This window comes from Herbaspirillum lusitanum, assembly GCF_046025995.1.
Taxonomy (GTDB): Bacteria; Pseudomonadota; Gammaproteobacteria; order Burkholderiales; family Burkholderiaceae_D; genus Herbaspirillum; species Herbaspirillum lusitanum_A.
On sequence record NZ_JAQQFM010000011.1, the window covers coordinates 13644 to 39339 of the forward strand.

A 25696-nucleotide genomic window follows, 5' to 3' on the forward strand; every position below is an offset into this window, starting at 1 on the left:
TCCACCGCCTGCTCAGACATCCTGCTGAGCCTGGCGGCGACGCAGATAGATTCGCAGCAGACGCAGGCACAACAAGGCCAGAATGATCAGCGCGACCACCACCACGCCATACCAGGACCAAGGATATTTGGAGGCGACGTAGCCCAGATACTCGGCCTTGCCGATATGACCTTCATCGTAGGTCGGACCGATGCGCTGCGTAGCCACTTCAGGCTTGCCGAAGGACAGCAGCGTGACGTCGCCGGCCATGTTGTTCCAGTAAGCCGGCGTGACCAGCTGGTTCATGCCTTCCTGCAGTTGCGCCGGGCTCGATGACGCAAACACGGTGGTGGTGACGTCATTGAGTTTCTCGGAGCGGAACTGCATCACCAGCATCTGCTTGTTGAGCTTGACGTCGCCGCTGACGCCGGTATTCAGATAGCCGGAATCGGTGTTGCTGCGGTTGGTGCCGGCCAGCGTCTGGAACTGCTGACGGAACCAGTTGGACTCCTGCGACGGGCTGGCCATCGCAATCGAAGCACCGGCGAAGCTGAGATTTCCATCCAGCTTCCAGGGCGCATCAGCCAGCAAGTCCTTGGGCAAGGTACCGACGGTGCCGACCACGATCACATTGCGATTGGCGGACGGCACGCCGTAGGTCATCTGTGCCGAGCCCAGCGGCACGGTCTGCTTTTGCGCCAGCTTGGCCATCAGCGTCCATGCGGCGCCGATGGTGGCGCTGTCCTTGTCGGCCACTTGCAGGCTCAGACGGCCGCCATCGCTTTGCGTGACATAAGGGAATGCATTGCTGGCGAAACGCGCCAGATCCGGCAACTGCGCGAAGCGATAGATGTAAGGCACCTTCACCGAGGAGTCGTCAAACATGCTCATCTGCAGCGGACCGGTCTGATCGCACAGACGATTCGGCATGATCAGCGGACGGAAGGACAGCACGTTATTACCCGGACGGAAATTGCGCAGCGGCAGATTCAGACGGTAGTTTTCATAGAAACCGCCCTGGCGGTCTTCCACTGAAATGGCGCGCTGGAACACGTCGTTCAGATACAGGTTGATCACCATGTTGGAATTGATCTTGGCGCCCTGCGAGAAATTCAGATGGAACTCCATCTGCGCATCTTCCTGCGCATACACGTCAGGCGGCAGATTCACATTGATTTCGGCCGGCTTCACGGTGGTGATCGCCGAGGTATTGAAGCCAAGCTGTTTGAAGCTGTAGATCCCCTGCGCCGCGATGTTGGCCTGCGGCAGATAAGCCGGCAAAGCCGGTGGTGTGAAGCTGGAAATATTCCATTGATTCTGCTGCGGGAATTCCAGATGCTGCCAGGCAAATACTTCCGCCGCACGCTGCACTTCCTTGTCGGTGCGGCCGGACACCACCATCATGAAATGCTGGCCATCGGGCATCGGATACACGCCAAGGAAACTGTCCTTGATCTGCGCCAGGATCTTGGGATCGAGGTAAGGCTTCAAGGCGGCAGTCGTGCCGACCAGCAGGTTGTCGGCGCCGCTCAAGGCGTTGAGCGCCAGCCCCGGCGCCACGCCGCCGTTGCCGTTGCCGCCGCTGCTGGCTTGCGCATCCACCTGACGTATCGTCGGCAGCGTGTAGCGCATCTTCAGGCCGATGCCTTGCGCCAGCATGCCGCCGGTGCTCAGTGCTTCGTCCGAACCGGGATGCGCGGCGGTGATGATGTTGATTTTTTGCGGCGCCTGCTGCTTGGGATCGAACAGATCGTTGAGATCGTCCAGTTGCGGCGCGAAGGCTTTCAGCTCGGTCTGCAGGCGCAAGGTGGACGCGGTGGTATCAATCTCGGTCCACAGTTCAGGCGCGTTCGGATCTTCGCACTGACTATCCTGACTGTGCTGCGCGACGCGGAACAGCAACTGGTTGTAGCCCGGTTGCAGCAGCTCGGTCGGCAGGCGGATATCGGCGGTGATTTCCGGCTGGCGCGAGGACAATTGCAATTGTGCGATGGTGCGGCCGTTGAGGCGCACCACCAGTTGCGAACGGTCGCTCAGCGCGATGGAGTTGGTCGACACAAGATGCAGCACCGCCGACTTGATGTTTTCGCGGCGCGACACTGGAATGCTGAGCATCGCAGCACCGTCCAGTCGCGTCAGATGCAGCGGACCGCCCTTGGCGCTCAGATTGGCCAGCGGCACGATGCGCAAGCCATTGTCTTTGGCCGGATTGCTCACAGCCACGGCAGCCGGCGGCATCGCAACGACAGGTTTGGCAGCCGGTGCAAGCGGCGTCAGCGCTTGCGCCGAGACCGGCGCCATGCCTAAGGTGGCGCTCAATAGCAGGCCGGCCAGCAGCAGGCCGTTCAACAAGGCCGGCGAAGTGCGGGGCGGAGCAGATGCAAGCATCGCTTCAGTGCTGATAGAAAATGTAGTCATAGAATTTTTTGATCTTGTAAGGAAGCGATGCAAAAAAACGGGAAGAAACCATAGGCTGGAACACGCGGCGGTTCAGGTACATGCCCAGACCCTTGAAGAACATGACGTACTGGGCGCTGACATGCACGGTGCCCAGCTTGACGATCAGCAGCACGCTGCTGAAGATACCCTGACGACGATTCCGTTTGGCGCGGTAATCGGCCCAGCGCTGACTGTCGCCCGAAGACAGCGACACGGTTTCCGACAAACCCGCCACGCTGCGATCGGTGAAACGCACACCGACCACCACCTTGCGTTTGTCGGCCGACACAAAGGTATTGCGCACTTCGATCGGCACCAGGCTGTCGTAACCCATCGCCCGGTTGTAGATGTGCATGTGATTCATCTGCAGGTCGACCTGCTGCGCCACCGCGATATCGAACTGCAGCTGCGCGCCGCCGGCCGAAATGTCGATCACTCGGCATTCCAGGGGCGCATGCCAGACCGCCTCGGCGGCGGCTTTCACGGCGCCCTGCAGGCGCACGGTCGGGCCCTCTTCGATGGCGTCCGTCAGTTCCTTCGGCGTGGCCTCGGACACAGTGATTTTGACGACTTCAGCAAGCAGGTCGACCGGCACGCGTGCAGTCGCGCGCCTTTGCTTGCGCTCATACAGTACGCCGATGCACGCGTTGAGGATGATGAGATTGAGCGTATTCCAGCCCAGCGCCGAGGCGATCACATCGGCATGAGCACTGTCATGCACCAGCCTCCAGACGCCGACGATCATGGTCACTACCACCATCGCATAGACAAAATAGAAAGGACCGGCCAGATGCGAAATGGTGTCCTGTTCCAGATGCTCGCCCTTGGGCGTGACATTGAAACCAGGTGCGCGCGGATTGCGCAGCACCTGGAAAATCGCCTGCAGCGAAAACAGCGATTGCAGCATTTCGTAGACTTCGGAAATGAGCGTCCAGCGGTAGCGGCCGAACAGATAATCCGAAGTCAGTATCGCGCCCACCATGGCCGGCAAGCCGTAACCAAAGAACTCGGGAATGCTGGCGTTGTAGAAGCGCAGGCCGAACACCAGATAAGCCATCGGCGCCAGCAGCAGCATCACGCGCGCATAACTGAAGAACCAGTAAAAAGTGTTGGAGAAGTAGCACAGCTTCTGCGGAATCGACAGGCCCTTCATGCTGAACACATTGCGCAGCAAAAACAATTGCACCATGCCCTGCGCCCAGCGCAGACGTTGCACGATGAAGCTGGCGAAGGTTTCCGGCTGCAGGCCGGAGATCAGCGGTTCGTTCAGATAGGCGCTGCGATAGCCCTTGGCGTGCAGCTTCATCGCAGTTTCCGCATCTTCCGTAATCGAGACGCCGCCGATGCCGCCGACCTCATCCAGATGTTTGCGCCGGATCACGGCGGCCGAACCGCAGAAATAGGCACCGTCCCAAAAATCCAGCCCGCGCTGGATGACAGCGTAAAACATTTCGTTTTCCGGCGGCATGCGGCCGAACATGTCGAGGTTCTTTTCCACCGGATCAGGATTGGTGAAAAAGTGCGGCGTCTGCACCAGATACAGTTTTTCATCGCGCTGGAAAAAGCCGACGGTCTTTTCCAGAAAATCCACGGTGGGCACGTGATCGGCATCGAGTATCAGCACCAGATCGCCGCTGCAATGCGCCAGCGCTTCGTTGACGTTGCCCGCCTTGGCGTGCAGATTTTTTTCGCGCGTCAGGTAGATCCCGCCGTGGCGTGCTGCCAGTTCCTGCAAGTCGATATGCCGCTGCTGCGCTTCGGCCGCCTTGGCCGGCGAGGCCTGGGTGCGCTTTTGCACGGTGCCGCCGTCGTCCAGCAGATAAACCTTGAAATGAGTGCCGGGGTAGCGCATGTCGAGCGCTGCCCGCAGCGTGATTTCCAGCATATCGGTGGGCTCGTTGTAGGTCGGAATCAACACGTCGACCTGCAGCAGCTTGCCGGGCGTCAGATCCAATACCGGCGAAGTGCGCGTGAGCGGATAGACGTTGACGTACAGACTGAGCAACGCGATGGTGATGCCATACACCTCGGCGATGTACAGCAGAATCATGAAAATCGCGTCGAGCACGCCTTCGAAACCCAGCGTATGGAAGGTGCGCCACCACATGTAGCGCAGTAGCAGAAAACTCGACAACAGCAGGAAGAACACACGGAAACGATTGATATAACCGAAGGCGCGCAGCAGCAGCATGATGAGGATGATGCCGCCGGACAGCACATATTGCGCATGCAGATCAAGCCGGATCGAAATCGCCGCCAGCAGGATCAGGCCCACCACGATCCAGGTCGCAGCCAGGCCGACGCGTTCCATCCACGTACGGCGCGGCTGCGCCGGTGCAAGCTTCACCTTCGCTGCGGGATCGGGGCGGCTGGATGAGATAGGCATTACGTACGGTTCTTTCTCAGGTATTCCGATTCAGGCATTCAGAGAGATGGCTCCACACCATCGATCCCGGATTCATATGCGGCTCAGTTGCTGCAGACCCATGCTCCCGGGCGAGCCTGCCTTGCGGGCGCTTGAACGGATTGGGCTGCAACGCTGGGTGCCAATCGATGAAAATTTCCGGAAAGCACAATATTACCTTGCACCAACTAAATTAGACCTAGTTTTACATCGTAAAACCACTAAGGCTGCATCACAATAATATTATCAATACGTCAATTATTTTTCCATAAGTTGTTAAAAGTTTAACTATTTTTGTTGCTAAAAAGTTATTTCATCCTGATAAGTCGATTTTGCTCAGTTCAAATCGCTTTTTCTATAGGGGTTTCCCTGATGCGCGGCAGATCCTGGCTGGCTAAAAAGCAGGCGCACTGCTCTGACGATGCGCGCCGGCGTCAACCAAAGAAAGGGAGTTGTGATGAAAATCCGTCTGAAATCGACAACGTTCAAGCCCGCCACCTCTGACGGCAAAGGCGGCGTGCTTGATGCTCCCGACTGCCATGAGCATGATGAGCGCAACGGCAATGGCATCATCCATCGAAGCCTGGCAGGCGCTGCAAAAGCATACGAGCGACGGCCTGTTGGCGTACCGGAAATCAGTAAAGCCAAATCATCCTGAGCCTTCAACTCCGGAGCAAAGGCCAGGCTGAAAACACAGCAGCGGACCAGTCAGCAAAACCGGTCCGCCTCGGATTTAACGCCCCAGAGCCGGATTGCCCGGCGTGATATCCACGCTGCGCGCAGCTGTGGCGGCGGCCCCCAAGCCGGCTTCATGCGCCGCCAGCTTGAATTGACTCACCACTTCGCCCAACTTGGCGGCCTGATCCTGCATGGCCTGCGCCGCAGCGGCGGCTTGCTCCACCAAGGCGGCATTCTGTTGTGTGGCGTTGTCCATTTCGGTAATCGCCAGATTGACCTGGCCGATACCGTCGCTCTGCTCCTGACTGGCAGAAGTAATTTCGGCCACGATGTCGGTCACGCGACGCACGCTGGTCACCACTTCGTTCATGGTGCTGCCGGCCTGCTCGACCAGCTTGCTGCCGACATCGACCTTGCTCACCGAATCGTCGATCAGGGACTTGATTTCCTTGGCGGCAGCGGCCGAGCGTTGCGCCAGGCTGCGCACTTCCGAGGCCACCACCGCGAAGCCGCGGCCCTGCTCGCCGGCGCGCGCGGCTTCGACCGCAGCGTTCAGCGCCAGGATATTGGTCTGGAAGGCGATGCCGTCAATCACGCCGATGATATCGACGATCTTGCGCGAAGATTCATTGATCGCGCCCATGGTGCCGACCACCTGCTGCACCACATCGCCGCCCTGCTGCGCGACGTCGGAAGCCGATACCGCCAGTTGATTGGCCTGGCGCGCATTCTCGGCATTCTGCTGCACGGTCGAGGTCAGCTCTTCCATCGCAGACGCAGTCTCTTCCAATGAACCGGCCTGATGTTCGGTGCGCGCCGACAAATCCATATTGCCGCTGGCGATTTCGCGCGAGGCGACGGTGATCGAGTCGGTGCCGCTGCGTACCTGCGAAACGATGGCGGCCAGGTTGGCGGTCATCACCTTGAGCGCCTGCAGCAACTTGCCGGTTTCATCGCCGGACGCGACTTCGATGCGTCCGCTCAGATCACCGGCGGCGACGGCCTGCGCCGTATCCACCGCGCGCGTCAGCGGCCGCGTGATGCCCAGCGCCAGACGCCATGCCAGCAACCAGCCGAGTGCCAGCATCAGCGCCGCCAGCAGCACCATCAGATTGCGCCCCTGTTCATAGGTCTGCTGCACGTCGCGCGCGCTCTGGTCGATGTTGGCGCGCTGCAGATCGAGCAATTGCTGGAGATAGTCGAGATAGCCCTTGGACGCTGTGGCAAAGCCCTGATCGAGGATCCGATTGGCTTCCTCCACCTGACCATCGGCCTTGGCCTTGGAGATCGCATCGCGCGCGGTGATGTACTTTTTGCGCACTTCGCCGAGCTGGGCGAACAATTCTTTTTCCTTGTCGGAACTGAGCAAGGCTTCCAGATCCTTCTGCTGTTGGCTGGAAAGCTTGCTGGCGGCAGCCGCTTCTTCCGCGAAGAAAGTGGTCAGGCTGGGGTCGGCACTCTTGGCAATGGCGGTGGTGCGGCGCACGCTGGTGTGGATGGTGCGATACCAGTCGGAGACCAGGCGTTCCTTGGCCAGCGGCTGCTGCATCATGACGCTGGTGGCGCTGGCCACGCTTTGCAGACGCCAGACGCCGAAACCGGTAATGACCACTGCTCCTGACAAAATGACTGCAAACCCGAGGCCCAGACGGCGGCCGATTTTCATATTGGTGAAGATACCCATTGCTCTGACTCTCCCTGGCGATCTGTTGCGCCCTTGCGTTCGTGGCGGCTCCCGCCGCCGATTCCATGTGGTCGCATTGTCAACATGAAGCGGACTGTTCAGGTATTGGTAGTTCTACCTAGCAGAGCCAAAAGACAACAATCTCAAACCACGTCAGCAGTTTGACAGTCGCCGCAAAAAACCAAAAAGAAGAAAAGAGGGTGGAAGATGTGTAAAGCCCCTCGCATATAAAAGGCTATTTACCATCAGTTATTTATCTGAGACCCGCTGTTGACCAACGGCAGCATGCAAGCGATCTGTACGGCAACATGGCTGCCCGGAAAGTACGCAGCCGCACACGCATCGACAGGTTTTATCGCACCCATGCTCGCGTACAGGCTTGAGCGACAGCTCGGCTGTTTCGATGCGGCATTATTTTCAAGTGGGACAGCAAAGCCCGGCGGAAACTATGCCGGGATCACGGTCTGGCTGGCAGGAAACACCACCTTGAAGGTACTGCCCTGCTCCGGCACCGAAGCGATTTCCAGCGTGGCGCGATGGCGCAGCAGCACGTGGCGCACAATCGCCAGGCCGAGACCGGTGCCCTGGGTTTCGCGCGAACGGCTTTTGTCGACGCGATAGAAGCGCTCGGTCAGCCGCGCGATATGTTCCTGGCTGATGCCGATGCCGGTGTCCTTGACCACGAACTTGGCGCCGCGCTCATGCGACTTCCAGATCAAGCTGATGCTGCCGGCTTCCGGCGTGTAGCGAATGGCATTGGTCACCAGATTGCTGAAGGCGCTGCGCAACTCATCCAGATTACCTTTGAGATTGGGGCCTTCGATTTCCAGCGTGAGCTTGTGCTTGCCGGCCGACAAGGCGCGCGCTTCTTCCAGAATGCCTTCCAGCAAGGGCCGCACGTGCACCAGCTCGGCACGCAGCGGATAATCGACCGACTCCAGCCGCGTCAGCGTCAGCATGTCGTTGATCAGGTTCTGCATGCGCTGGCCCTGCTCGGTCATCAGCTTCAGATGCGAGGTGCGGATCTCCATATCCAGACCGGGCTGCGCCAGCGCGATTTCCAGGAAACCGTTGATCACCGTCAGCGGCGTGCGCAGTTCATGCGAAGCATTGGCGACGAAGTCGCGCCGCATCATGTCGATGCGTTCGGTTTCGGTGACATCGTGCGTCACCAGGATCTGACGCCGGTTTTCGAAGGGAATGATCTGCACGATCAGCTTGCGTTCCTGCAGGCTGAGCGTGAGCGGCTGCTCGTAGCGGCCGAGAATGATGTAATCGATGAACGAGGGATTGCGGATCAGGTTGGTGACGCGCATGCCCTTGTCGCGCTCCTGCTGCAAACCCAGATGGCGTTGCGCTGCCGGATTGCACCATTCGAGGAACAGCACGTCGTCCATGATCACCACACCATCCGGCAACAGGCTCATGGCCTGACGAAAACGCGCCAGCCATTCGGCCAGTTCGGCCTGATGCTTTTCATCGTCGCGGCGCATGCGATACAGCCGTGCGAAGACATCGGTCCAGGCGCCCCAGCCGTCGGGCGAACGCGATTGCGCCGGATCATCGAGCCAGCTGCCGAGGCGGAACAGCCAGTACAACTGTCCAAGCACCATGCCCAGCATGCTCAGAAATGCCACCGCCAGCCCGGCGATGGCGCCGAAGAAAAACCAGACGAGTCCGGCGCCTGCCACACACAAGACGATGCGCAGGACGGCCGGAATCCAGAACAGCAATTGTGGATTCATTGAAAACGATCTTAAAAACGGGGCCCGGAGTGTGCCGGCATTTCAGCATGCCGTCTGCGCATTATCGGACGCGCGCGACCGCTATGGGTCTGCTGCACACGACAATCGCTGACGGGATGGCTGTTGCTGCCGGTGGCGATTACTTCGCCGAGAGCATGTAGCCGACGCTGCGTACGGTCTTGATCAGGTGTTCGGCGTCGCGCAATGCCTTGCGCAGACGCAATACGTGAACATCCACGGTACGCTCTTCGATGACCACATGGTCGCCCCACACTCTATCCAATAACTGACTGCGCGAGAATACCCGATCCGGGTGCGCCAGGAAGAATTTGAGCAACTTGTATTCGGCATGGCCGATGTCGATCTTGTCCTCATTGATCATCACCGAGCAACTGGCGGGATCAAGGGTGACCGGCCCGGCCTGCATCACTTCCTGTGCATGCTCGGGGCTTTTGCGGCGCAGCAGCGCCTTGATGCGCGCAGTAAGTTCGCGCGGGGAGAAAGGTTTGGTGATGTAATCATCGGCACCGTTGTCGAGGCCGGCGATCTTGTCTTCTTCCATACTCTTGGCGGTGAGCATGATCACCGACATTTGCTGCAACTGGCGGTCGCCGCGGATGCGCGACAGCAGATGCAGGCCGCTGCGATCGGGCAGCATCCAGTCCAGCAACACCAGCTGCGGTGCGCGGTGCTGGACGAAGTCCCAGGCGGCGGCGGTATTCGACACAACGAAACTGGACCAGCCGGCTTCCTTCAGCGTGAAGGCAATCAGTTCGGCAATCGATGGTTCGTCTTCTACGATCAGGATAGTGGTCATCTGATGACTTGGTCTTAATAAAGCGGCGCCGGGTCTCCGTCCGGCGCCGTATTGCAGCGGCAGCGTGCTTGGCTGCGACGAAATCAATCCTCTTCGTCGTCAACCACCTTGGCCGAACCGATATCGGTATGACGGATGTCCTTGCCGCCGACCACGAAGATCACATACTCGGAGATATTCTTGGCATGGTCGCCGATACGCTCGATGGCCTTGGCCACCCACAGCGTGTCGATGGCGTTGGAAATGGTGCGCGGATCTTCCATCATGAAGGTAATCAGGCTGCGGGTAATCGAACGGAAGCCGTGATCGATGCTGGCGTCCTTCACGATCAGTTCCAGCGCCTGCTTGTCGTCCAGACGGGCAAACGCATCCAGCGCGCTGCGCAGCAGATCGGAAGCTTCTTCAGCGATCAGACGCACGGTTTCGTAGTGATCGATCAGACCGACGCCGCGCTTGTGCAGATGAATCGCGGTACGCGCAATCTTGGTGGCTTCGTCGCCCACGCGTTCCAGATCGGTAATGATCTTGATGGTCGCCATGGTGGTGCGCAGATCGTTGGCGGTCGGCTGACGGCGCACGATCAGATGGCTGCACGCATCGTCCAGCTCGACTTCCAGGCGGTTGACGGCTTCGTCGTCATTCATCACGCGCTTGGCGAGCTCGACATTACCGGTGCGGAAAGCAGCAATCGCGTCCTGAAACTGGCGCTCCACCATACCGCCCATGCCCAAGACCTTGGAACGGATGGTTTCCAGATCAGCGTCGTACTGTTTAGAAGAGTGATCGCCTGTCATGTCATTTCCTTTGCTGTTATCTATGCAGCTGTATTCGGTTTCATACACATCATTGACTACATGCCGAATGGCCGTAGCGGCGTAGCGAGCGCTTCAAGCTCTGGTCAAGAAGCGCAGCCGTACGCAGGTACGGTGAGCATCGCAGACCGGAGACTGGAGTGCGCAGTAGCCGATCCGGCCATTCATCAGCCAAAGCGGCCGGTGATGTAGTCTTGGGTTTCCTTGCGCACCGGATTCATGAAAATCTGGTCGGTCTCGCCGAACTCGACCAGCTCGCCCAGGTACATGTAGGCGGTGTAGTCGGAGCAGCGTGCGGCCTGTTGCATGTTGTGCGTCACGATGGCGATGGTGTAGTCGTTCTTCAGCTCGCCGATCAGCTCTTCCACCTTGGCGGTCGAGATCGGATCCAGCGCTGAAGTCGGCTCATCCAGCAGCAGCACTTCAGGCTTCACAGCCACGCCGCGTGCGATGCACAGACGTTGCTGCTGACCGCCGGAGAGCGAAAGACCGCTCTTGTGCAGCTTGTCCTTGACCTCACCCCACAGCGCCGCCTTGTTCAGGGCCCATTCAACGCGCTCGTCCATCTCGCCCTTGGGCAGGTTTTCGTACAGACGGATACCGAAGGCGATGTTGTCGTAGACCGACATCGGGAACGGCGTCGGCTTCTGGAACACCATGCCGACCTTGGCGCGCAGCATGTTCAGATCCTGGCCGGCATCCAGAATATTGTTGCCGGCGTACATGATCTTGCCTTCCGCGCGCTGCCCCGGATACAGGTCGTACATGCGGTTGAAGGTGCGCAGCAGTGTCGATTTGCCGCAGCCCGAAGGACCGATGAACGCAGTCACCTTGCCTTCGAGAATGTTCAGATTGATGTTCTTGAGCCCCTGAAATCCGCCGTAATAGAAATTCAGATTCGAGATTTCGATGGTGGCCTTTTTGTCTGTTGCCGATGCCGCCGATGCAGTTTGCGTAGTCATATCGTTCACTTGAAAAATTAGCCGGGGATTTGTTGCTTGAACAGGGTGCGCGACAGAATGTTCAGGGCCAGCACGCTGAAGGTGATCAGCAGTGCGCCGCCCCATGCCAGCGCAGTCCAGTTGTCGTAAGGGCTCATCGCGAACTGGTTGATCACCACCGGCAGGTTGGCGATCGGACGGTTCATGTTGGTGCTGAAGAACTGGTTGTTGAGCGCAGTGAACAGCAGCGGCGCGGTTTCACCCGAGATACGTGCAACCGCCAGCAGCACACCGGTGACGACGCCGGCCTTGACCGCACGCAGACGCACCGTGACAGCGACCTTCCAGCGCGGTGCGCCGAGCGAGAACGCGGCTTCGCGCAAACCGCTTGGCACCAGCTTGAGCATGTTGTCGGTGGTACGCACCACCACCGGAATCGCAATCAGCGAAATCGCGAAGGTGCCGGCCCAGCCGGAGAAGTGGCCGACGTTGGCGACGTAGATCGCATAGACGAACAGACCGATCACGATCGATGGCGCCGACAGCATGATGTCGGTCACGAAACGGGTGACCTGCGCCAGCTTGCTTTCTTCGCCGTACTCGGCCAGATAGATGCCGGCCAGAATGCCGATCGGGGTGCTGATCAGGGTGCTGATACCGACCATCATCAGACTGCCGATGATGGGATTGAGCAGACCACCGCCCTCGCCGCCCGGACCTGGCGTGTTTTCCGTCAGCATGCCGAGGTTGATGGCGCTGAAACCCTTGACGATCAGCGTCAGCAGAATCCAGGCCAGCACGAACAGGCCGAGGCCCATCGCGAGGAAGGAAAACAGCATGCCGATACGGTGTTGCAGCAGACGGCGACGATAGACCGGGTTCATTACCGCTTCCGGCGCCGTCGCGGACGCAGCCGCTGTTGGAGTGTGTTGGGTGCTCATTTGCTACCTTCCTGGCGTGCCATGCCCATCAGCATCAGCTTGGCGATGGAGAGCACGATGAATGTGATCACGAACAGAATCAGACCGAGGGCGAACAGCGACGACACGTGCAGCTTGCTGGAAGCTTCGGCGATTTCGTTGGCCAGCGTCGAGGCGATACTGTTGCCGGCGGCGAACAGCGACCACGACAGACGGTGCGAGTTACCGATCACGAAGGTGACCGCCATGGTTTCGCCCAGTGCGCGGCCGAGGCCCAGCATGACGCCGCCGACCACACCGGTCTTGGTGTAAGGCAGCACCACCTTGCGCACCACTTCCCAGCGGGTGCAGCCGAGACCGTATGCCGATTCCTTGAGCACTGCCGGCACCACTTCGAAGACGTCGCGCATCACCGAGGCGATGAAGGGGATGATCATGACCGACAGGATCAGGCCTGCAGTCAGAATCCCGATACCCATGGTCGGACCCTGGAACAGCATGCCGATGACCGGCACCTGACCCAGCGTCGCCTTCAGCGCCGGTTGCACGTATTCGGCAAACAGCGGCGCAAACACGAACAGGCCCCACATACCGTAGATGATGCTGGGCACGCCGGCCAGCAGCTCAACGGCGGTGCCGAGCGGGCGACGCAGACGGGCCGGGCAGATTTCAGTAAGGAACAGGGCGATGCCGAAGCTGACCGGGAACGCGATCAGCAAGGCGATGAAGGAAGTCACCAGCGTACCGACGATGGCAATCATGCCGCCGTACTGGTCATTCATCGGGTCCCACTCAACGCGGGTGATGAAGCCCAGGCCGAACTCATGAAAGGCAGGCCAGGCGCCGATGAACAGAGAAACGATAATGCCGCCCAGCATCAACAGCACGGTCAGTGCGAAGATGAGCGTCACTTTATGAAACAGAAAATCCTGGATACGTTGCTTGCGCATGGTGGCGAGCAACTTCTGATGCGCCATTTGCGCGCTATCACTTTCTATCGCGGGCTTGTTCAGATTGGAATTCGACATAGCCGTGGTGGAGATATTTGCGCTCATTCGATTTCACCATTGAGTTTGGGGCATCGCCGGCCTGGATTTCTTGCCGGACGACGCCCCGTACTTCATTTGATTGCCTGATTCACCGACGGTGAATCGTGCAGATCCGCGTGCTTACCAGATAGCCTTGCCGCTGCTATCCTTGACGTTCGACTTCCACGAATCTTCAACCAGCTTGGTGACGTTGGCTGGCAGTGGGACGTAGTCCAGATCAGCTGCAGCAGCTGCGCCGTTCTTGTAAGCCCAGTCAAAGAATTTCAGGACTTCCTTGCCCTTGGCGCCATCGCCAGCCTGTGCCTTGTGCAACAGAATGAATGTTGCGCTGCTGATTGGCCAGCTGCCCTTGCCTGCGGCGTCGGTGAAGTCAACTGCGAAACCTGGAGTCTTGGCCCAGTCGCCCGCCGATGTAGCCGACTTGAACGCTGCGTCGTCAGGCGACACGAAAGCGCCGTCCTTGTTCTTCAGTTGCGTGAAGTTCAGCTTGTTCTTCTTGACGTATGCGTATTCCACATAGCCGATCGAACCCTTGACCTTTTGCACGTTGGCGGCGACGCCTTCGTTACCCTTGCCGCCCACACCGACTGGCCACTTGACTGCTGTGCCTGCTCCGATCTTGGACTTGAAGTCGGCGTTAGCCTTCGACAGGTAGCTGGTGAACACGTAGGAAGTACCCGACGAATCCGAACGGTAGACGACAGTGATGTCTTCCGCCGGCAGCTTGACGCCGCTGTTCAGGGCTGCGATTTCAGGTGCATTCCACTTGGTGATCTTGCCGGCGTAGATATCGCCCAGCACTTGACCGGACAGTTTCACCTGGCCTGGCGTGATGCCGTCCAGATTGATCACCGGCACCACGCCGCCGACCACTGCCGGGAACTGGGTCAGGCCGTCGGCTTCCAGTTCTTCTTGCTTCAGAGGTGCATCCGACGCGCCGAAATCGACAGTCTTGGCCTTGATTTGCTTAATACCGCCGCCGGAACCGATGGATTGGTAGTTCAGGCTGTTACCGGTTGCTGCTTTGTACAATTCGGCCCATTTGGCATACACCGGGTACGGGAACGAAGCGCCCGCGCCGGTGATTTCTGCTGCGTGCACTGCGCCCGAGAATGCGAAGGTACCGGCCACGGCAACTGCAACAGACTTGATCAACTGGTTAAACCCCATGTCTTACTCCTTTGTTTGAAGAGAATGTGTCCTTTGAGACAGGGCGAACTTTAACCAGCAATTGTGACGAGTTTATGACGGCGTCCGGAGCGCGAAAATTTTTACAGCAGGCTTGTCGCATCGTGCGCAACGTGGCCCGGCGGCCGGGTGAAAGGATGGAAAAGCGCGGCCGGCAGCCGCCCACTGTCGGAAAGCCCGAAATTGCCAGATGGCAATCTAATATAGAGAGCACCGCGAAAAGGAGCGGAAAAGGGGTAACAGCTGTCATAAACGACACAAGATCGGCACCGACCGGCTGGATTCACAACCGTTTGGATGAAAAATAGTCCGCCATTGCCGTAAAAATGCCATGTAGATTTATGACAAGCGCCGATAACGCTTGTCATAAACTCGTCATAGAGCACACTTACACTGCGCCCACTTACACAAGCCTCATGGTGCGCCACGCATGTCGACGCCGTATGCGAACGCCGACCATGACAGGAAAACCAAGTGGCCCTGGGAACCGAGATCGACGCATGAACAAAAAAATCAAGCCGGAAAGCATCATCACACCGCCCGAACTGCCCCCGACCACGATTTATCTGAACCGCGAACTGTCGCAGCTGGCGTTCAACCGCCGCGTGCTGGCGCAAGCCGAAGACAAGAACGTGCCGTTGCTGGAGCGGCTGCGCTATCTGTGCATCTGCAGCAGCAATCTGGACGAGTTTTTCGAAGTGCGCATTGCCAGCCTGCTGGCCAACCGCATCGAAGGCGAACACATCGATCCGCCCGAACTGCGCGCTGCGCTGGAACACACCAGCGCCGAATGCCATCGCATCGTGGCGCGTCAGTATCAACTGCTCAACGACGACATCCTGCCCAATCTGGCGAAACAGGGCATCCATCTGCTGCGCCATGAAGACCGCAACGAAGCACAGCGGGCGTGGGTCAAGGGCTATTTCGAACAGAACGTGCGGCCGCTGCTGACGCCGATCGGCCTCGATCCGGCCCACCCATTCCCGCAGGTGCTCAACAAGAGCCTGAATTTCATCATCGAGTTGTCTGGCAAGGACGCCTTTGGACGCGGCACCGGCATCGTGATCGTCAAGGCGCCGCGCGTGCTGCCGCGCGTGATCCGGCTGCCGGATCACCTGTCGCCCAAGGGCGGCGTCTCGTTCTGCCTGCTGTCCTCGGTGATCCACGCGCATATTGCCGAATTGTTCACGGGCCGCGAAATCACCGCCTATTCGCAGTTCCGCGTGACCCGCAACAGCGATCTGTGGGTGGATGAAGAAGAAGTGAAGAATCTGCGGCAGGCGCTGGAAAGCGAACTGCAAAGCCGCCAGTTCGGCGTCGCCGTGCGGCTGGAAGTGGCCAGCAATTGCCCCGAGCATCTGGCGCAGTTCCTGCTGAACCAGTTCGGCATCGAGCGCAACCGCCTGTATGCGGTGGATGGCCCGGTCAACATGGTGCGCCTGTCCGAGCTGGTGGATCTGGTGTCGCAGCCTTCGCTGCGCTTCACGCCGTTTTCGCCGACACTGCCGCATCAGCTGCTGAACGAAAACATTTTCAGCGTGCTGCAAAAGAAGGATGTACTGCTGCATCACCCCTTCCAGTCGTTCCAGCCGGTGGTGGATTTCATCCGCACCGCTGCGCACGACCGCGACGTGGTGGCGATCAAGCAGACCATTTATCGCACCGGCATGAATTCCGATCTGATGGAAGCGCTGATCTACGCCGCCCATCACGGCAAGGAAGTGACCGTGATCGTGGAGCTGATGGCGCGCTTCGACGAAGAAGCCAATATCAACTGGGCGGTCAAGCTGGAACAGGCCGGTGCCCAGGTGGTGTACGGCGTGGTTGGCCTGAAGACGCATGCCAAGCTGGCGCTGGTGATCCGGCGCGAGGCCGAAGCCCTGCACTTCTATGCCCACCTCGGCACCGGCAACTATCACCCCAACACCACCAAGTTCTACACCGACTTCGGCCTGCTGACCTCGAACCGCGAGCTGACCACCGAAGTCAACGAAGTCTTCATTCACCTGACCAGCCTGACCAAGCCGCGCAATCTGACGCACCTGTGGCTGGCGCCGTTCTCGCTGCAAAAGGAAATCATCCGCGCCATCCGCAACGAAGCGCAGATCGCGCGTGAAGGCCGGCCGGCGCGCATCATCGCCAAGATGAATGCGCTGCTGGACGAGTCGGTGATCCGCGCGCTGTACGCGGCCTCGGCCGACGGCGTCAAGATCGATCTGATCGTGCGCGGCGCCTGCGCCCTGCGTCCGGGCGTGGCCGGGCTGTCGGAAAACATCAAGGTGCGCTCCATCATCGGCCGCTATCTGGAACACTCGCGCATCTATTACTTCCGCAACGATCTGGCGCATGATGTGTATCTGGCCAGCGCCGACTGGATGAACCGGAACTTGTTCCGCCGCATCGAAGTCGCATTCCCTGTGCTGGACAAGGCATTGAAGAAGCGCGTGATCACCGAGGGCCTGAACCCTTACCTGAAAGACAATACTCACGCCTGGCATCTGGGCGCCGACGGCAGTTACACGCTGAAGAAGGCGCGTAGCAAACAGCTCGCCTTCAGCGCGCAACAGCATCTGATGACCACGCTGGGCATTCCTGCGGTGCCGCCGGATGAACCGGTCTGAGCATCACGGCAGATGAAATTTGATATGAGCGCAGACAGCAACAAACAAGGAGCCTGACATGGAGCTGATTTTATGGCGGCACGCGGAAGCGGAGCTGGGCGAACCGGATGAAGGACGCGCCCTGACCAGCAAGGGCCACAAGCAGGCCTGGAAAATTGCCGACTGGCTGGATCGCAATCTGCCGGAAAGCTGCCGTATTCTGGTCAGCCCGGCCACGCGCACCATGCAGACCGCCGAAGCCATGGGCCGCAAGTTCAAGGTGCATCCCGATCTGGCGCCCGACAAATCGGCCGAAGATCTGCTGCGCGCCGCCAACTGGCCGGACAGCCGCGAACCGGTGCTGATCATCGGCCATCAGCCGACGCTCGGTCTGGTGGCATCGCAACTGATCTGCGGCCAGCAACAGGAATGGTCGCTGCGCAAGGCCAATGTCTGGTGGATCGCTCAACGCGAACGCGGCGACATCACCAGCAATTATCTGCGTGCGGTGATTGCGCCGGAGCTGATTGCCAGCACCGGCAAAAGCCACGGCGGCCACGGCAGCCACGGCAAATAAACGCCGCCCGGCAAGCCCCGGGTAACACAGCAATATGAAAAAAGCCGCTTCCGGAATCGGGTAGCGGCTTTTTTTACGTACAGCAGATACAGGGACCGTCTGCCGGAGAAGGCCGCTCAAACGGGAGCGGCGCCCTCATCGCTCAGAACTCTTCGAACTCATCGTCACGCGCAGCAGTGGCGGCCGTTTTTTTGGCCGATGCAGCCGGCCTGGCTACCTGATGGGGCAAGCTGGCCTTGGCCGGCGCCGCAGCAGCATGAATCTCCAGCGGCGGGTTCACCGTACGCGTCATCGCCGGCGCGGGCTTGATGCTGGCCGGTGCAGCTTGCGCCGCCGAAGCCTGCTGCGCATGCAGCTTGAAGATGCTGACCGCGTGCGCCAGCGCTTCCGATTGCTCCTGCAGACTTTCGGCGGCGGCGGCGGCTTCTTCCACCAGCGCGGCATTCTGCTGGGTGATTTCATCGATCTGCGCAATCGCGTTGTTGACTTCGGCGATGCCCGAGCTTTGCTCCTGGCTGGCGGCGGTAATTTCGCCCATGATGTCGGCCACATGCTTGACCGAGGTCACGATCTCATTCATGGTCGCACCGGCTTCATCGACCAATTTGCCGCCGGCATCCACTTTGTCTACCGAGTCGCCGATCAGGGTCTTGATTTCCTTGGCGGCGCTGGCCGAGCGTTGCGCCAGCGAGCGCACTTCCGACGCCACCACCGCGAAACCGCGGCCCTGCTCACCGGCGCGCGCCGCTTCCACCGCAGCATTGAGCGCCAGAATATTGGTCTGGAAGGCAATGCCATCGATCACGCCGATGATGTCGACGATCTTGCGCGAGCTTTCCTTGATCGAGCCCATCGTCGTCACCACGTCGCCCACCACGCGGCCGCCCTTGATCGCATAGTCCGACGCGGAGACGACCAATTGATTGGCCTGGCGTGCGTTCTCGGCATTCTGCTGCACGGTCGAGGTCAGCTGTTCCATCGAACTGGCGGTTTCTTCCAGGCTGGACGCCTGCGATTCGGTGCGGTTCGACAGGTCAACGTTGCCGCGCGCGATTTCACGCGAGGCCACCGAAATGATGGCGGCGCTTTCTTTTACCTCATTCAGCGTGGCGGCCAGATTGGTCTGCATTCCGCTGAGCGAATTGACCAGCGCAGCCGCTTCATCCTTGCCGTTTTCTTCAATGATCTGGGTCAGATCGCCGCTGGAAATAGTGTCCGCGATGCTGCCGGCGCGCTTGAGCGGCGCAATGATGGTGCGCGTGATATACCAGCTCAGGAACAGACCCAGCGCCAGCGTCAGCACGCCGATCACCACCATGCCCACCTGCGCCTGGCGATAGCTGGCCTGGGCGTCGGCATGTGCCGCTTTCATGTCGTCCTGCTGATAGCTGGCCAGCGCGGCCACGCCGCTCATCCACTTTTCATGAATCGGCAGGAAGTCGGACTTCAGTTGCTGCGCGGCGTCGAAGTAATTGCCGCCGGTAATCTGCTGGCGAATCGCTTCCACCACCGGGAACAGCTGCTTGCGCTGCACGATGGAAGCATCGAGCAAAGCCTTGCCCTGGGCGCTGGTGGACAAGGCTGCGAGCTTGCCTTCAAACGCGGTGTAGGCTTGCAGGATCTTGCCCAGATGTTCGTTTTCGGTCTTGCCTTCGGCGGCATCGGTCGGTGTCACCACCTTGCGCAGCGCCAGCGCCAGCTCGCCGCCGGCTTCACGCATGTTCATGGCGGCCGTCATGGCGGCAACCTTTTCATCGATCACATATTCGCTGCTGCCTTCAAGCTCGGCCATGCGCCACAGGCCTATCAGCAGAATCACGGTCGCGCAGGCCAGAACAACGGAAAATCCCAGTGTGAGACGCGCACCGATCTTGATATTTTTGATCATCTAATTCCACCTTCCCCGATAAAGAATCGCAGTCTTCCCAAATGTGGCGCGAGTGCAATATACGCACCCGTATAACAAACATACAAAGCCTAGATAAGGCGCTTTGCAAGACCCGCGATGCAGCGCGTGAGCCCAGACCGGCCTCACGATAAAACATAACGAACGCGCTTATGATCAAGCACATTTGCTCAGCACAATTCATGCCTGCCACCCACACCCGACAGCATCAATGGCAAGTCAGCCGCATCTTGCAAACCCGTCAACAGCGATCGCCGGGCGCCGGCAAATCGCCGCATCAGCCAGCACAATTCACCGCATGAAACAGAGCGGGCACGACTGCGCCCGCCCATGCTGATGACGGCAGCCGCTCAGTTCTTCTTTAAGTGATTACTGCAAAAACTCAGGTGCGATCTCCGAATGCGCCGTGTTCTTTTTTGTATTTCCGGCAATCGCCGTCGGCTGAAATTAATCTGGCAACACCCTCTCCGCCAGACGACAAGTCAAGCGCCGGAGAAGGGGCAAGCGCGAATCTTAGAAGAGCGCATGCAGCGCTAGCCAATGCTTTGTTGGCATGCATTTATACGCATTTTGCATAGTCTGTTCAAAGCGGGGCGCTCGCCCCGAATAAGGGCAGAGATGTGCGCGGCAATCGCTGCAAACCATTGAAAATGCGCGACAAAGATGCAGATTCAGGGCGCCGCGTGAAATGACGCGGGCGATCCGTTTTATGCAGAGGGATCGCCCGGCGGACTGACTGCAACCAAAAAACAACGACTCAGAATTCTTCCCAGTCGTCCGGGCCGTTGGCCCTGGCCGGAGACCTGGCTTCTTTCTTGACCGGTACCGCCTGCTTGGGCAGGGCGGCGGCCCTGGTCGCCGGTGAGGTGGCGGCAGATACGGGCGCGACCGGCACTGCCGCGCTGAATTCGCCAAAACCCGAGGGGCCGGACGATCCCGCCTGGATCTTGAACACGCTGACCGTCCTGGCCAGCAGATCGGCCTGTTCCTGCAGGCTTTCGGCCGCAGCCGCAGCCTGCTCCACCAGCGCCGCATTCTGCTGGGTGATCGCTTCCATTTGCGTGATGGCATCGTTGACCTGCCCGATGCCGGCGCTCTGCTCCTGACTGGCCACCGTGATCTCGCTCATGATGTGCGCCACGTGCTTGACCGAGGTCACGATCTCCTCCATCGTCGCGCCGGCCTCGTCCACCAGTTTGCCGCCGGCATCGACCTTGCCGACCGAGTCGCTGATCAGCTCCTTGATTTCCTTGGCGGCACTGGCGCTGCGCTGGGCCAGGCTGCGCACTTCCGACGCCACCACCGCAAAACCACGTCCTTGCTCGCCGGCACGCGCCGCTTCCACCGCCGCATTCAGCGCCAGAATATTGGTCTGAAAGGCAATGCCGTCGATCACGCTGATGATGTCGACGATCTTGCCCGAGCTTGCCTTGATCGAGCCCATGGTCTGCACCACGCTACCGACCACTTCACCGCCGCGCACCGCCAGTTGAGCCGCTGAATTGGCCAGTTGATTGGCTTCGTTCGCGTTCTCGGCATTCTGCTTGACGGTCGAGGTCAGCTGCTCCATTGAACTGGCGGTTTGCTCCAGACTGGAAGCCTGCGATTCGGTGCGGCTGGACAAGTCGCTGTTGCCGGTGGCGATCTCCTGCGAGGCGACATGGATCACGTCTATGCTGGAACGCACGTCGCCGACTATGTGCACCAGACTGCCGGTCATGCCGTTGAGCGCGTGCAGCAGTTGCGCTGACTCGTCCTTGCCGACCACCTCCGCGCGCGAGGTCAGATCGCAGGCAGCCACGCGTTGCGCCATCTGCACCGATTCCGACATCGGCAAAGTGATCGAGCGCGTCAGCATGGTGCCGACCCAGGCCGCCAGCAAGGCCAGCAGCAATATCGAACCGAGCACCGTGAGCTGTTGCCGGCGCAAGGAGGCAGTCTGCGCGCCGAGCTGGCCATCCAGCGCCGCAATCACCTGATCGACCAGCTTGAACTGCTCGTCGATGGCGACCGTGAAGGCCTTGAAGTAATCCGGCGAGGAATAGGACAAGTCCTGCGCCTGGATGATTTGCTCATTGGCCAGTCTGATCACCCCCTGCGACAACTGATCGGCGTTGCCGACCGCCGCTCCCAGCCTGTCCTTGAGCGGGGCATTGAACTGGAAGGCTTTCCGGAAGGCCTTGTTGGTCTGCGACAGGCGCTCCTGCGCGCGTTGCAGCAAGGCGATGATTTCCACCCGCTCATTCTGCGTGATGTCCTTCTTGAGCAGCGCCGCAGCGCCGCGCGCACGCGACTTGCCGAGTTCTTCGGTCAATTGCGGCAAAGCCACGAAGGCGCCTTCGATCAGCTGGCTGCTGTCGAAATCGGGATCAAGACTGAGCATGAACTCGTCCAGCAGCAGATCGTTCAGTTCGAACAGATGCGCAATGATGCCGCTATGGGTGGCGAAACTTTGCGGCGGCGCCAGCTGGCGTGCGCCGATGGCATCGCGCAGCTTGCTCCAGTCGGCTTGCTGGACATCGAGCTGCGACAGTATTTTGGGATCGCGGACATGGATTTGCTGGAGCGCCTGACGCAGCGCCTGCAAGGCCTTGTCGACATCGGCCGCCTTGCCTTCACGCGCGCTGGCGACGCCGGCATCGCCGCCCAGCATCACCGCCGACATGCCGCGATGCTGTTGCATCATCTGCACTGTGCGCAACAGCAGACGCGCCGGGTTGACGCCCGCCATCTCCAGCTTCTTGTGCGCGATGATCTGCTCGGTACTGCTGAGATACAGCGCGGTCGGCACGCCAAACAGGATCAGACCGATTACGCCCAGCAAGGCAAACTTTTTCCACAGCACCAGACTGGCAAATATGTTTTTCATCGCACTCCCCCGTCAAATTGATGGAATAGAACCCGACTGCTGAAACCCGATATTTGTATTTTTGACATCAATCCGGGCTTTCCAAAGCCCGGATCAGAGTTTCCTGTTTAGCAAATTTTGTTCCAAGTTACAAAAAACCGGCCGTAATCCCGCGCCAATGCTGGGCGCTGCAAAACGCAGAAATATCCGCATCGGAAAATGAAGGCGCTCAGCTATTGTTGCAAGCTGAAGACAACTGGAGACAGAGGAACGAAGCCATCGCAGACATGAAAAAGCAATAGCGGCCGCGGCGCCGCTATTGTCTGGAAGCGAGGAGGGAGGTGGCGCTCAGCGCGACTTGGAGACAGGACCGATGGCGGCGATACGCAGCGACTCGTGCCGCTTGGCCGGATGCAGATGCTGCAGGAATTGCTGGGTCGAAGCCTCCCACGAATTGCGCTCGGCATGCGCCCGCACCGCGTCGCGATCGAGCGCTTGCGCCTCGATGCAAGCCTGACGCAAATCCTCGCGCAAGATGCCGGAGACACCGTTATTGACGACGTCGATCGGCCCTTCGACCGGGAACGCCGCCACCGGCACGCCGCAGGCCATCGCCTCCAGCAAGACCAGGCCGAAGGTGTCGGTACGGCTGGGGAACACGAAGACGTCGGCGCAACTGTAATAGGCCGGCAATTCGTCATGCTGCTTGCCACCGAGGAAACGTACCTCCGGATAACGCCTGCTCAGCTCTTCCAGCAAGGGGCCATCTCCGACGACCCATTTGCTGCCGGGCAGATCGAGCTTGAGGAAGGCTTCGATATTCTTTTCTACCGCCACCCGGCCGACATACAGAAAAAGCGGCCGCTCTATGCAGGCATGATCCTCCACGGTCGGCTTGAAGTTTTCGGTATCGACGCCGCGTCCCCACAACACCACGTTGCGGAAACCGTGCTGCTCCAGCGACAGTTTCATGGCCGGGGTCGGCACCATGATGGCCTGCGACGGTCCGTGGAACCAGCGCAGCAGACGATAGGTCAGCGCGCGCGGCAACAGCTTGCGCGCCGCCAGATATTCCGGAAAGCGGGTGTGATAGGCGGTCGTGAAATTGAGCTTGCGGCGCAGGCAGTAACGGCGCGCCGCAAGGCCCATCGGACCTTCGGTGGAAATGTGTACGCAGTCGGGCTGAAAGGCATCCAGCGCAGCCGCAATCCGTGCATATGGTTTGTAGGCCAGACGGATTTCCGGATAGGTCGGGCAGGCAAAGGTGCGGAACTCGCGCGGCGCCAGCATCAGCACATCGTGTCCCAGCTTGCGCAGGCAGGCCGTGGTGGAACGTAAAGTATTGACGACGCCGTTGACTTGCGGCTCGCCCGCGTCGCTTACGATGGCAATGCGCATAATTCCCTTGTTGCGGCCTTCTGGCCTTGCTTGATTTGCATGATTTCCTGCCAGGTGACCAGACGCAATTCGCCGCTCGGCTCTTCCACCAGCGCCGACAGGCTTTCCACCCAGTCGCCGTCGTTGCAGTAGGTAATGCCGCCGATGTCGCGAATCTCCGGCTTGTGAATGTGGCCGCAGATCACGCCGTCCATGCCGCGTTTGCGTGCTTCCTGCGCCAGCGCATCCTCGAAGGATGAGATGTAGTTGACCGCGTTCTTGACCTTGGACTTCAGATATTGCGACAGCGACCAGTAAGGCAGACCGGCGCGCGCGCGCCAGCTGTTGAACCACTGGTTGAACTTGAGAATCATGGTGTACAGCGAATCGCCGACATAGGCCAGCCACTTGGCGCAGGCGATCACGCCGTCGAAGCGGTCGCCATGCAGCACCAGCATGCGCTTGCCGTCGGCCGTCACGTGCACCAGTTCGTCACGGATCTTGATGCCACCGAAATCGAGGTCGATGAACTGGCGCACCACTTCATCGTGATTGCCGGGCACGAACACCACGTTGGTGCCCTTCTTGGCTTTCTTGAGCACCGTCTGCACCACGTTGTTGTGACTTTGCTGCCAGTACCAGCGACGCTTGAGCTGCCAGCCGTCGATGATGTCGCCGACCAGATACAGCGATTCGGATTCGGTGGCGCGCAGGAATTCCAGCAGACGTTCTGCCTGGCAGCCGGTGGTGCCCAGGTGCACATCCGAAATCCAGATGGTTCTGAAATGCAGAGGATTGCGTTTCTTTTCTGCGGGCGCGCCGGCGTTGAAATCGTCCTCATCGCCGATGTCGCCCAGCAGGCTATTCACATCCAGAAACGGATCGCGCGGCTTCATGCTGTTCTCGTCTCTTTGAGGTAGTGGCGGGCATAGCGATTGTCCAGCTTGGCCAGCGGCAGCAGCAGGAAGAAATCGGCCGAGTGGAAATCAGGATCCCAGGCCGGCTCGCCGCATACCCATGCGCCGCTGCGCAGATAGCCCTTGAGCAAGGCCGGCACTTGCGGCGCATGGCCGGCTTCGCGCTCACCGATCGGGAACGGCAGCAGTGGCGTGACGCTGTAGTCGGCCGGCGCCATGTTTTTTTCCTGGAAGGAATGGAACAGCGCCGCTGCGTTGTGACCGCCGTCGGCCAGGCTGACGCTGGCGCAGCCCATCAGATATTCGCAGCGCTCCTTGCGCATGTAGGCGGCCAGGCCGGCCCACAGCAGCATGATCACGCCGCCGCTGCGGTAATCGGGGTGGATGCAGGCGCGTCCGGCTTCGGCGATCACGCCGCGGATATTGTCGAGACGCGAGAGATCGAATTCCTGTTCGGAGTAAAACTTGCCCATGCGACGCGCGGCGTGCGGGCTCATCACGCGGTAGGTGCCGACCACGCTGAGGGTCTTGCTGTCGCGCACGATCAGGTGATCGCAGTAGTTATCAAAGTCGTCCTTATCGAGGCCGTCTGCATTGGCGAGTGCCGACAGACTCATGGCTTCGATAAAAACCTTGTAACGCAGGCGTTGTACTTCACGCACTTCTTCCGGGGTGCTCGCGAGGCTCAAGGTCAGCTTGGAGAAACTCGGGCTCGCATCGGCAGGAATGGTAAGCAGTCTCATGCATCATCCTTGTTGGGTTATAACGATGCAGAGACTAACGACCGATTATTTCATGCGAATGACTTTTTTGAT

At 59.6% G+C, this 25696-nt stretch carries 18 protein-coding genes; 3 read left to right on the top strand and 15 right to left on the bottom strand.

Annotation, left to right across the window (positions count from 1 at the left end; genetic code table 11):
- Positions 1-12 precede the first annotated feature (12 nt).
- Both PQR62_RS21775 and bcsA read right to left on the bottom strand, forming a co-directional pair.
- Positions 13-2397 (bottom strand): cellulose biosynthesis cyclic di-GMP-binding regulatory protein BcsB, encoded by a 2385-nt coding sequence (locus PQR62_RS21775; RefSeq protein ID WP_408160142.1) that lies wholly within the window; start codon positions 2395-2397, stop codon positions 13-15.
- Positions 2372-4804 (bottom strand): UDP-forming cellulose synthase catalytic subunit, encoded by a 2433-nt coding sequence (gene bcsA, locus PQR62_RS21780; RefSeq protein ID WP_408160143.1) that lies wholly within the window; start codon positions 4802-4804, stop codon positions 2372-2374. The genes PQR62_RS21775 and bcsA overlap by 26 nt, the downstream gene beginning before the upstream one ends.
- A gap of 475 nt (positions 4805-5279) precedes the next feature.
- On the opposite strand from bcsA, the gene PQR62_RS21785 reads away from it, so the two are divergent.
- Positions 5280-5480, top strand: coding sequence for a hypothetical protein (locus PQR62_RS21785; protein WP_408160144.1), 201 nt, complete (start codon positions 5280-5282; stop codon positions 5478-5480).
- 75 nt (positions 5481-5555) lie between these two features.
- Here PQR62_RS21785 and PQR62_RS21790 read toward each other — a convergent pair whose 3' ends face one another.
- The 8 genes from PQR62_RS21790 to pstS form a co-directional block, all read right to left on the bottom strand.
- The gene (locus PQR62_RS21790) at positions 5556-7184 is read right to left on the bottom strand and encodes a methyl-accepting chemotaxis protein (protein ID WP_408160145.1); all 1629 of its coding nucleotides are present in this window, start codon (positions 7182-7184) and stop codon (positions 5556-5558) included.
- A gap of 446 nt (positions 7185-7630) precedes the next feature.
- The gene (gene phoR, locus PQR62_RS21795) at positions 7631-8929 is read right to left on the bottom strand and encodes a phosphate regulon sensor histidine kinase PhoR (protein WP_408160146.1); all 1299 of its coding nucleotides are present in this window, start codon (positions 8927-8929) and stop codon (positions 7631-7633) included.
- A gap of 139 nt (positions 8930-9068) precedes the next feature.
- Positions 9069-9746: a response regulator gene (locus PQR62_RS21800; RefSeq protein ID WP_408160147.1), complete on the bottom strand. Its 678-nt coding sequence runs from the start codon at positions 9744-9746 to the stop codon at positions 9069-9071.
- Between the two features lie 83 nt (positions 9747-9829).
- Positions 9830-10540 carry a phosphate signaling complex protein PhoU gene (gene phoU / locus PQR62_RS21805; RefSeq protein WP_408160148.1) on the bottom strand — a complete coding sequence of 237 codons (711 nt, stop codon included), beginning with the start codon at positions 10538-10540 and terminating at the stop codon, positions 9830-9832.
- Positions 10541-10725: 185 nt separating this feature from the next.
- Positions 10726-11520, bottom strand: a complete 795-nt coding sequence (gene pstB / locus PQR62_RS21810; protein WP_408160149.1) for a phosphate ABC transporter ATP-binding protein PstB — start codon at positions 11518-11520, stop codon at positions 10726-10728.
- A 17-nt stretch (positions 11521-11537) separates the two neighbouring features.
- Positions 11538-12440: a phosphate ABC transporter permease PstA gene (gene pstA, locus PQR62_RS21815; RefSeq protein ID WP_408160150.1), complete on the bottom strand. Its 903-nt coding sequence runs from the start codon at positions 12438-12440 to the stop codon at positions 11538-11540.
- Complete coding sequence (pstC, locus tag PQR62_RS21820; protein ID WP_408160151.1) at positions 12437-13474, bottom strand: phosphate ABC transporter permease subunit PstC; 1038 nt, start codon at positions 13472-13474, stop codon at positions 12437-12439. The genes pstA and pstC overlap by 4 nt, the downstream gene beginning before the upstream one ends.
- Positions 13475-13588: 114 nt before the next feature.
- Entirely contained in the window at positions 13589-14638 is a 1050-nt protein-coding gene (gene pstS, locus PQR62_RS21825) for a phosphate ABC transporter substrate-binding protein PstS (protein ID WP_408160152.1), read from the bottom strand.
- Between the two features lie 518 nt (positions 14639-15156).
- Between pstS and ppk1 the strand changes: the two genes are divergently transcribed.
- Positions 15157-17277 carry a polyphosphate kinase 1 gene (ppk1, locus tag PQR62_RS21830; RefSeq protein WP_408160153.1) on the top strand — a complete coding sequence of 707 codons (2121 nt, stop codon included), beginning with the start codon at positions 15157-15159 and terminating at the stop codon, positions 17275-17277.
- Positions 17278-17335: 58 nt separating this feature from the next.
- Complete coding sequence (locus PQR62_RS21835) at positions 17336-17833, top strand: SixA phosphatase family protein (protein WP_408160154.1); 498 nt, start codon at positions 17336-17338, stop codon at positions 17831-17833.
- Positions 17834-17975: 142 nt separating this feature from the next.
- Here the strand turns inward: PQR62_RS21835 and PQR62_RS21840 are convergent, their stop codons facing one another.
- The 5 genes from PQR62_RS21840 to PQR62_RS21860 form a co-directional block, all read right to left on the bottom strand.
- A complete protein-coding gene (locus tag PQR62_RS21840) occupies positions 17976-19721 on the bottom strand; it encodes a methyl-accepting chemotaxis protein (RefSeq protein ID WP_408160155.1) in 1746 nt (581 codons plus the stop codon).
- Positions 19722-20496: 775 nt separating this feature from the next.
- The gene (locus PQR62_RS21845) at positions 20497-22608 is read right to left on the bottom strand and encodes a methyl-accepting chemotaxis protein (RefSeq protein ID WP_408160156.1); all 2112 of its coding nucleotides are present in this window, start codon (positions 22606-22608) and stop codon (positions 20497-20499) included.
- A gap of 327 nt (positions 22609-22935) precedes the next feature.
- Positions 22936-23985 carry a glycosyltransferase family 4 protein gene (locus PQR62_RS21850; RefSeq protein WP_408160157.1) on the bottom strand — a complete coding sequence of 350 codons (1050 nt, stop codon included), beginning with the start codon at positions 23983-23985 and terminating at the stop codon, positions 22936-22938.
- A complete protein-coding gene (locus tag PQR62_RS21855; protein WP_408160158.1) occupies positions 23967-24860 on the bottom strand; it encodes a UDP-2,3-diacylglucosamine diphosphatase in 894 nt (297 codons plus the stop codon). Before PQR62_RS21855 ends, PQR62_RS21850 begins: the two co-directional genes overlap by 19 nt.
- The gene (locus PQR62_RS21860; protein ID WP_408160159.1) at positions 24857-25624 is read right to left on the bottom strand and encodes a GNAT family N-acetyltransferase; all 768 of its coding nucleotides are present in this window, start codon (positions 25622-25624) and stop codon (positions 24857-24859) included. Before PQR62_RS21860 ends, PQR62_RS21855 begins: the two co-directional genes overlap by 4 nt.
- Positions 25625-25696: the final 72 nt, after the last annotated feature.

Coding starts and splice junctions, on each gene's coding strand:
- PQR62_RS21845 (WP_408160156.1), bottom strand. CDS start 22,608: ATGAAAAACATATTTGCCAGTCTGGTGCTGTGGAAAAAGTTTGCCTTG.
- pstB (WP_408160149.1), bottom strand. CDS start 11,520: ATGACTACGCAAACTGCATCGGCGGCATCGGCAACAGACAAAAAGGCC.
- PQR62_RS21860 (WP_408160159.1), bottom strand. CDS start 25,624: ATGAGACTGCTTACCATTCCTGCCGATGCGAGCCCGAGTTTCTCCAAG.
- pstS (WP_408160152.1), bottom strand. CDS start 14,638: ATGGGGTTTAACCAGTTGATCAAGTCTGTTGCAGTTGCCGTGGCCGGT.
- PQR62_RS21785 (WP_408160144.1), top strand. CDS start 5,280: ATGAAAATCCGTCTGAAATCGACAACGTTCAAGCCCGCCACCTCTGAC.
- pstC (WP_408160151.1), bottom strand. CDS start 13,474: ATGAGCGCAAATATCTCCACCACGGCTATGTCGAATTCCAATCTGAAC.
- pstA (WP_408160150.1), bottom strand. CDS start 12,440: ATGAGCACCCAACACACTCCAACAGCGGCTGCGTCCGCGACGGCGCCG.
- PQR62_RS21775 (WP_408160142.1), bottom strand. CDS start 2,397: ATGACTACATTTTCTATCAGCACTGAAGCGATGCTTGCATCTGCTCCG.
- phoU (WP_408160148.1), bottom strand. CDS start 10,540: ATGACAGGCGATCACTCTTCTAAACAGTACGACGCTGATCTGGAAACC.
- PQR62_RS21840 (WP_408160155.1), bottom strand. CDS start 19,721: ATGATCAAAAATATCAAGATCGGTGCGCGTCTCACACTGGGATTTTCC.
- PQR62_RS21850 (WP_408160157.1), bottom strand. CDS start 23,985: ATGCGCATTGCCATCGTAAGCGACGCGGGCGAGCCGCAAGTCAACGGC.
- ppk1 (WP_408160153.1), top strand. CDS start 15,157: ATGAACAAAAAAATCAAGCCGGAAAGCATCATCACACCGCCCGAACTG.
- phoR (WP_408160146.1), bottom strand. CDS start 8,929: ATGAATCCACAATTGCTGTTCTGGATTCCGGCCGTCCTGCGCATCGTC.
- PQR62_RS21790 (WP_408160145.1), bottom strand. CDS start 7,184: ATGGGTATCTTCACCAATATGAAAATCGGCCGCCGTCTGGGCCTCGGG.
- PQR62_RS21855 (WP_408160158.1), bottom strand. CDS start 24,860: ATGAAGCCGCGCGATCCGTTTCTGGATGTGAATAGCCTGCTGGGCGAC.
- PQR62_RS21835 (WP_408160154.1), top strand. CDS start 17,336: ATGGAGCTGATTTTATGGCGGCACGCGGAAGCGGAGCTGGGCGAACCG.
- bcsA (WP_408160143.1), bottom strand. CDS start 4,804: ATGCCTATCTCATCCAGCCGCCCCGATCCCGCAGCGAAGGTGAAGCTT.
- PQR62_RS21800 (WP_408160147.1), bottom strand. CDS start 9,746: ATGACCACTATCCTGATCGTAGAAGACGAACCATCGATTGCCGAACTG.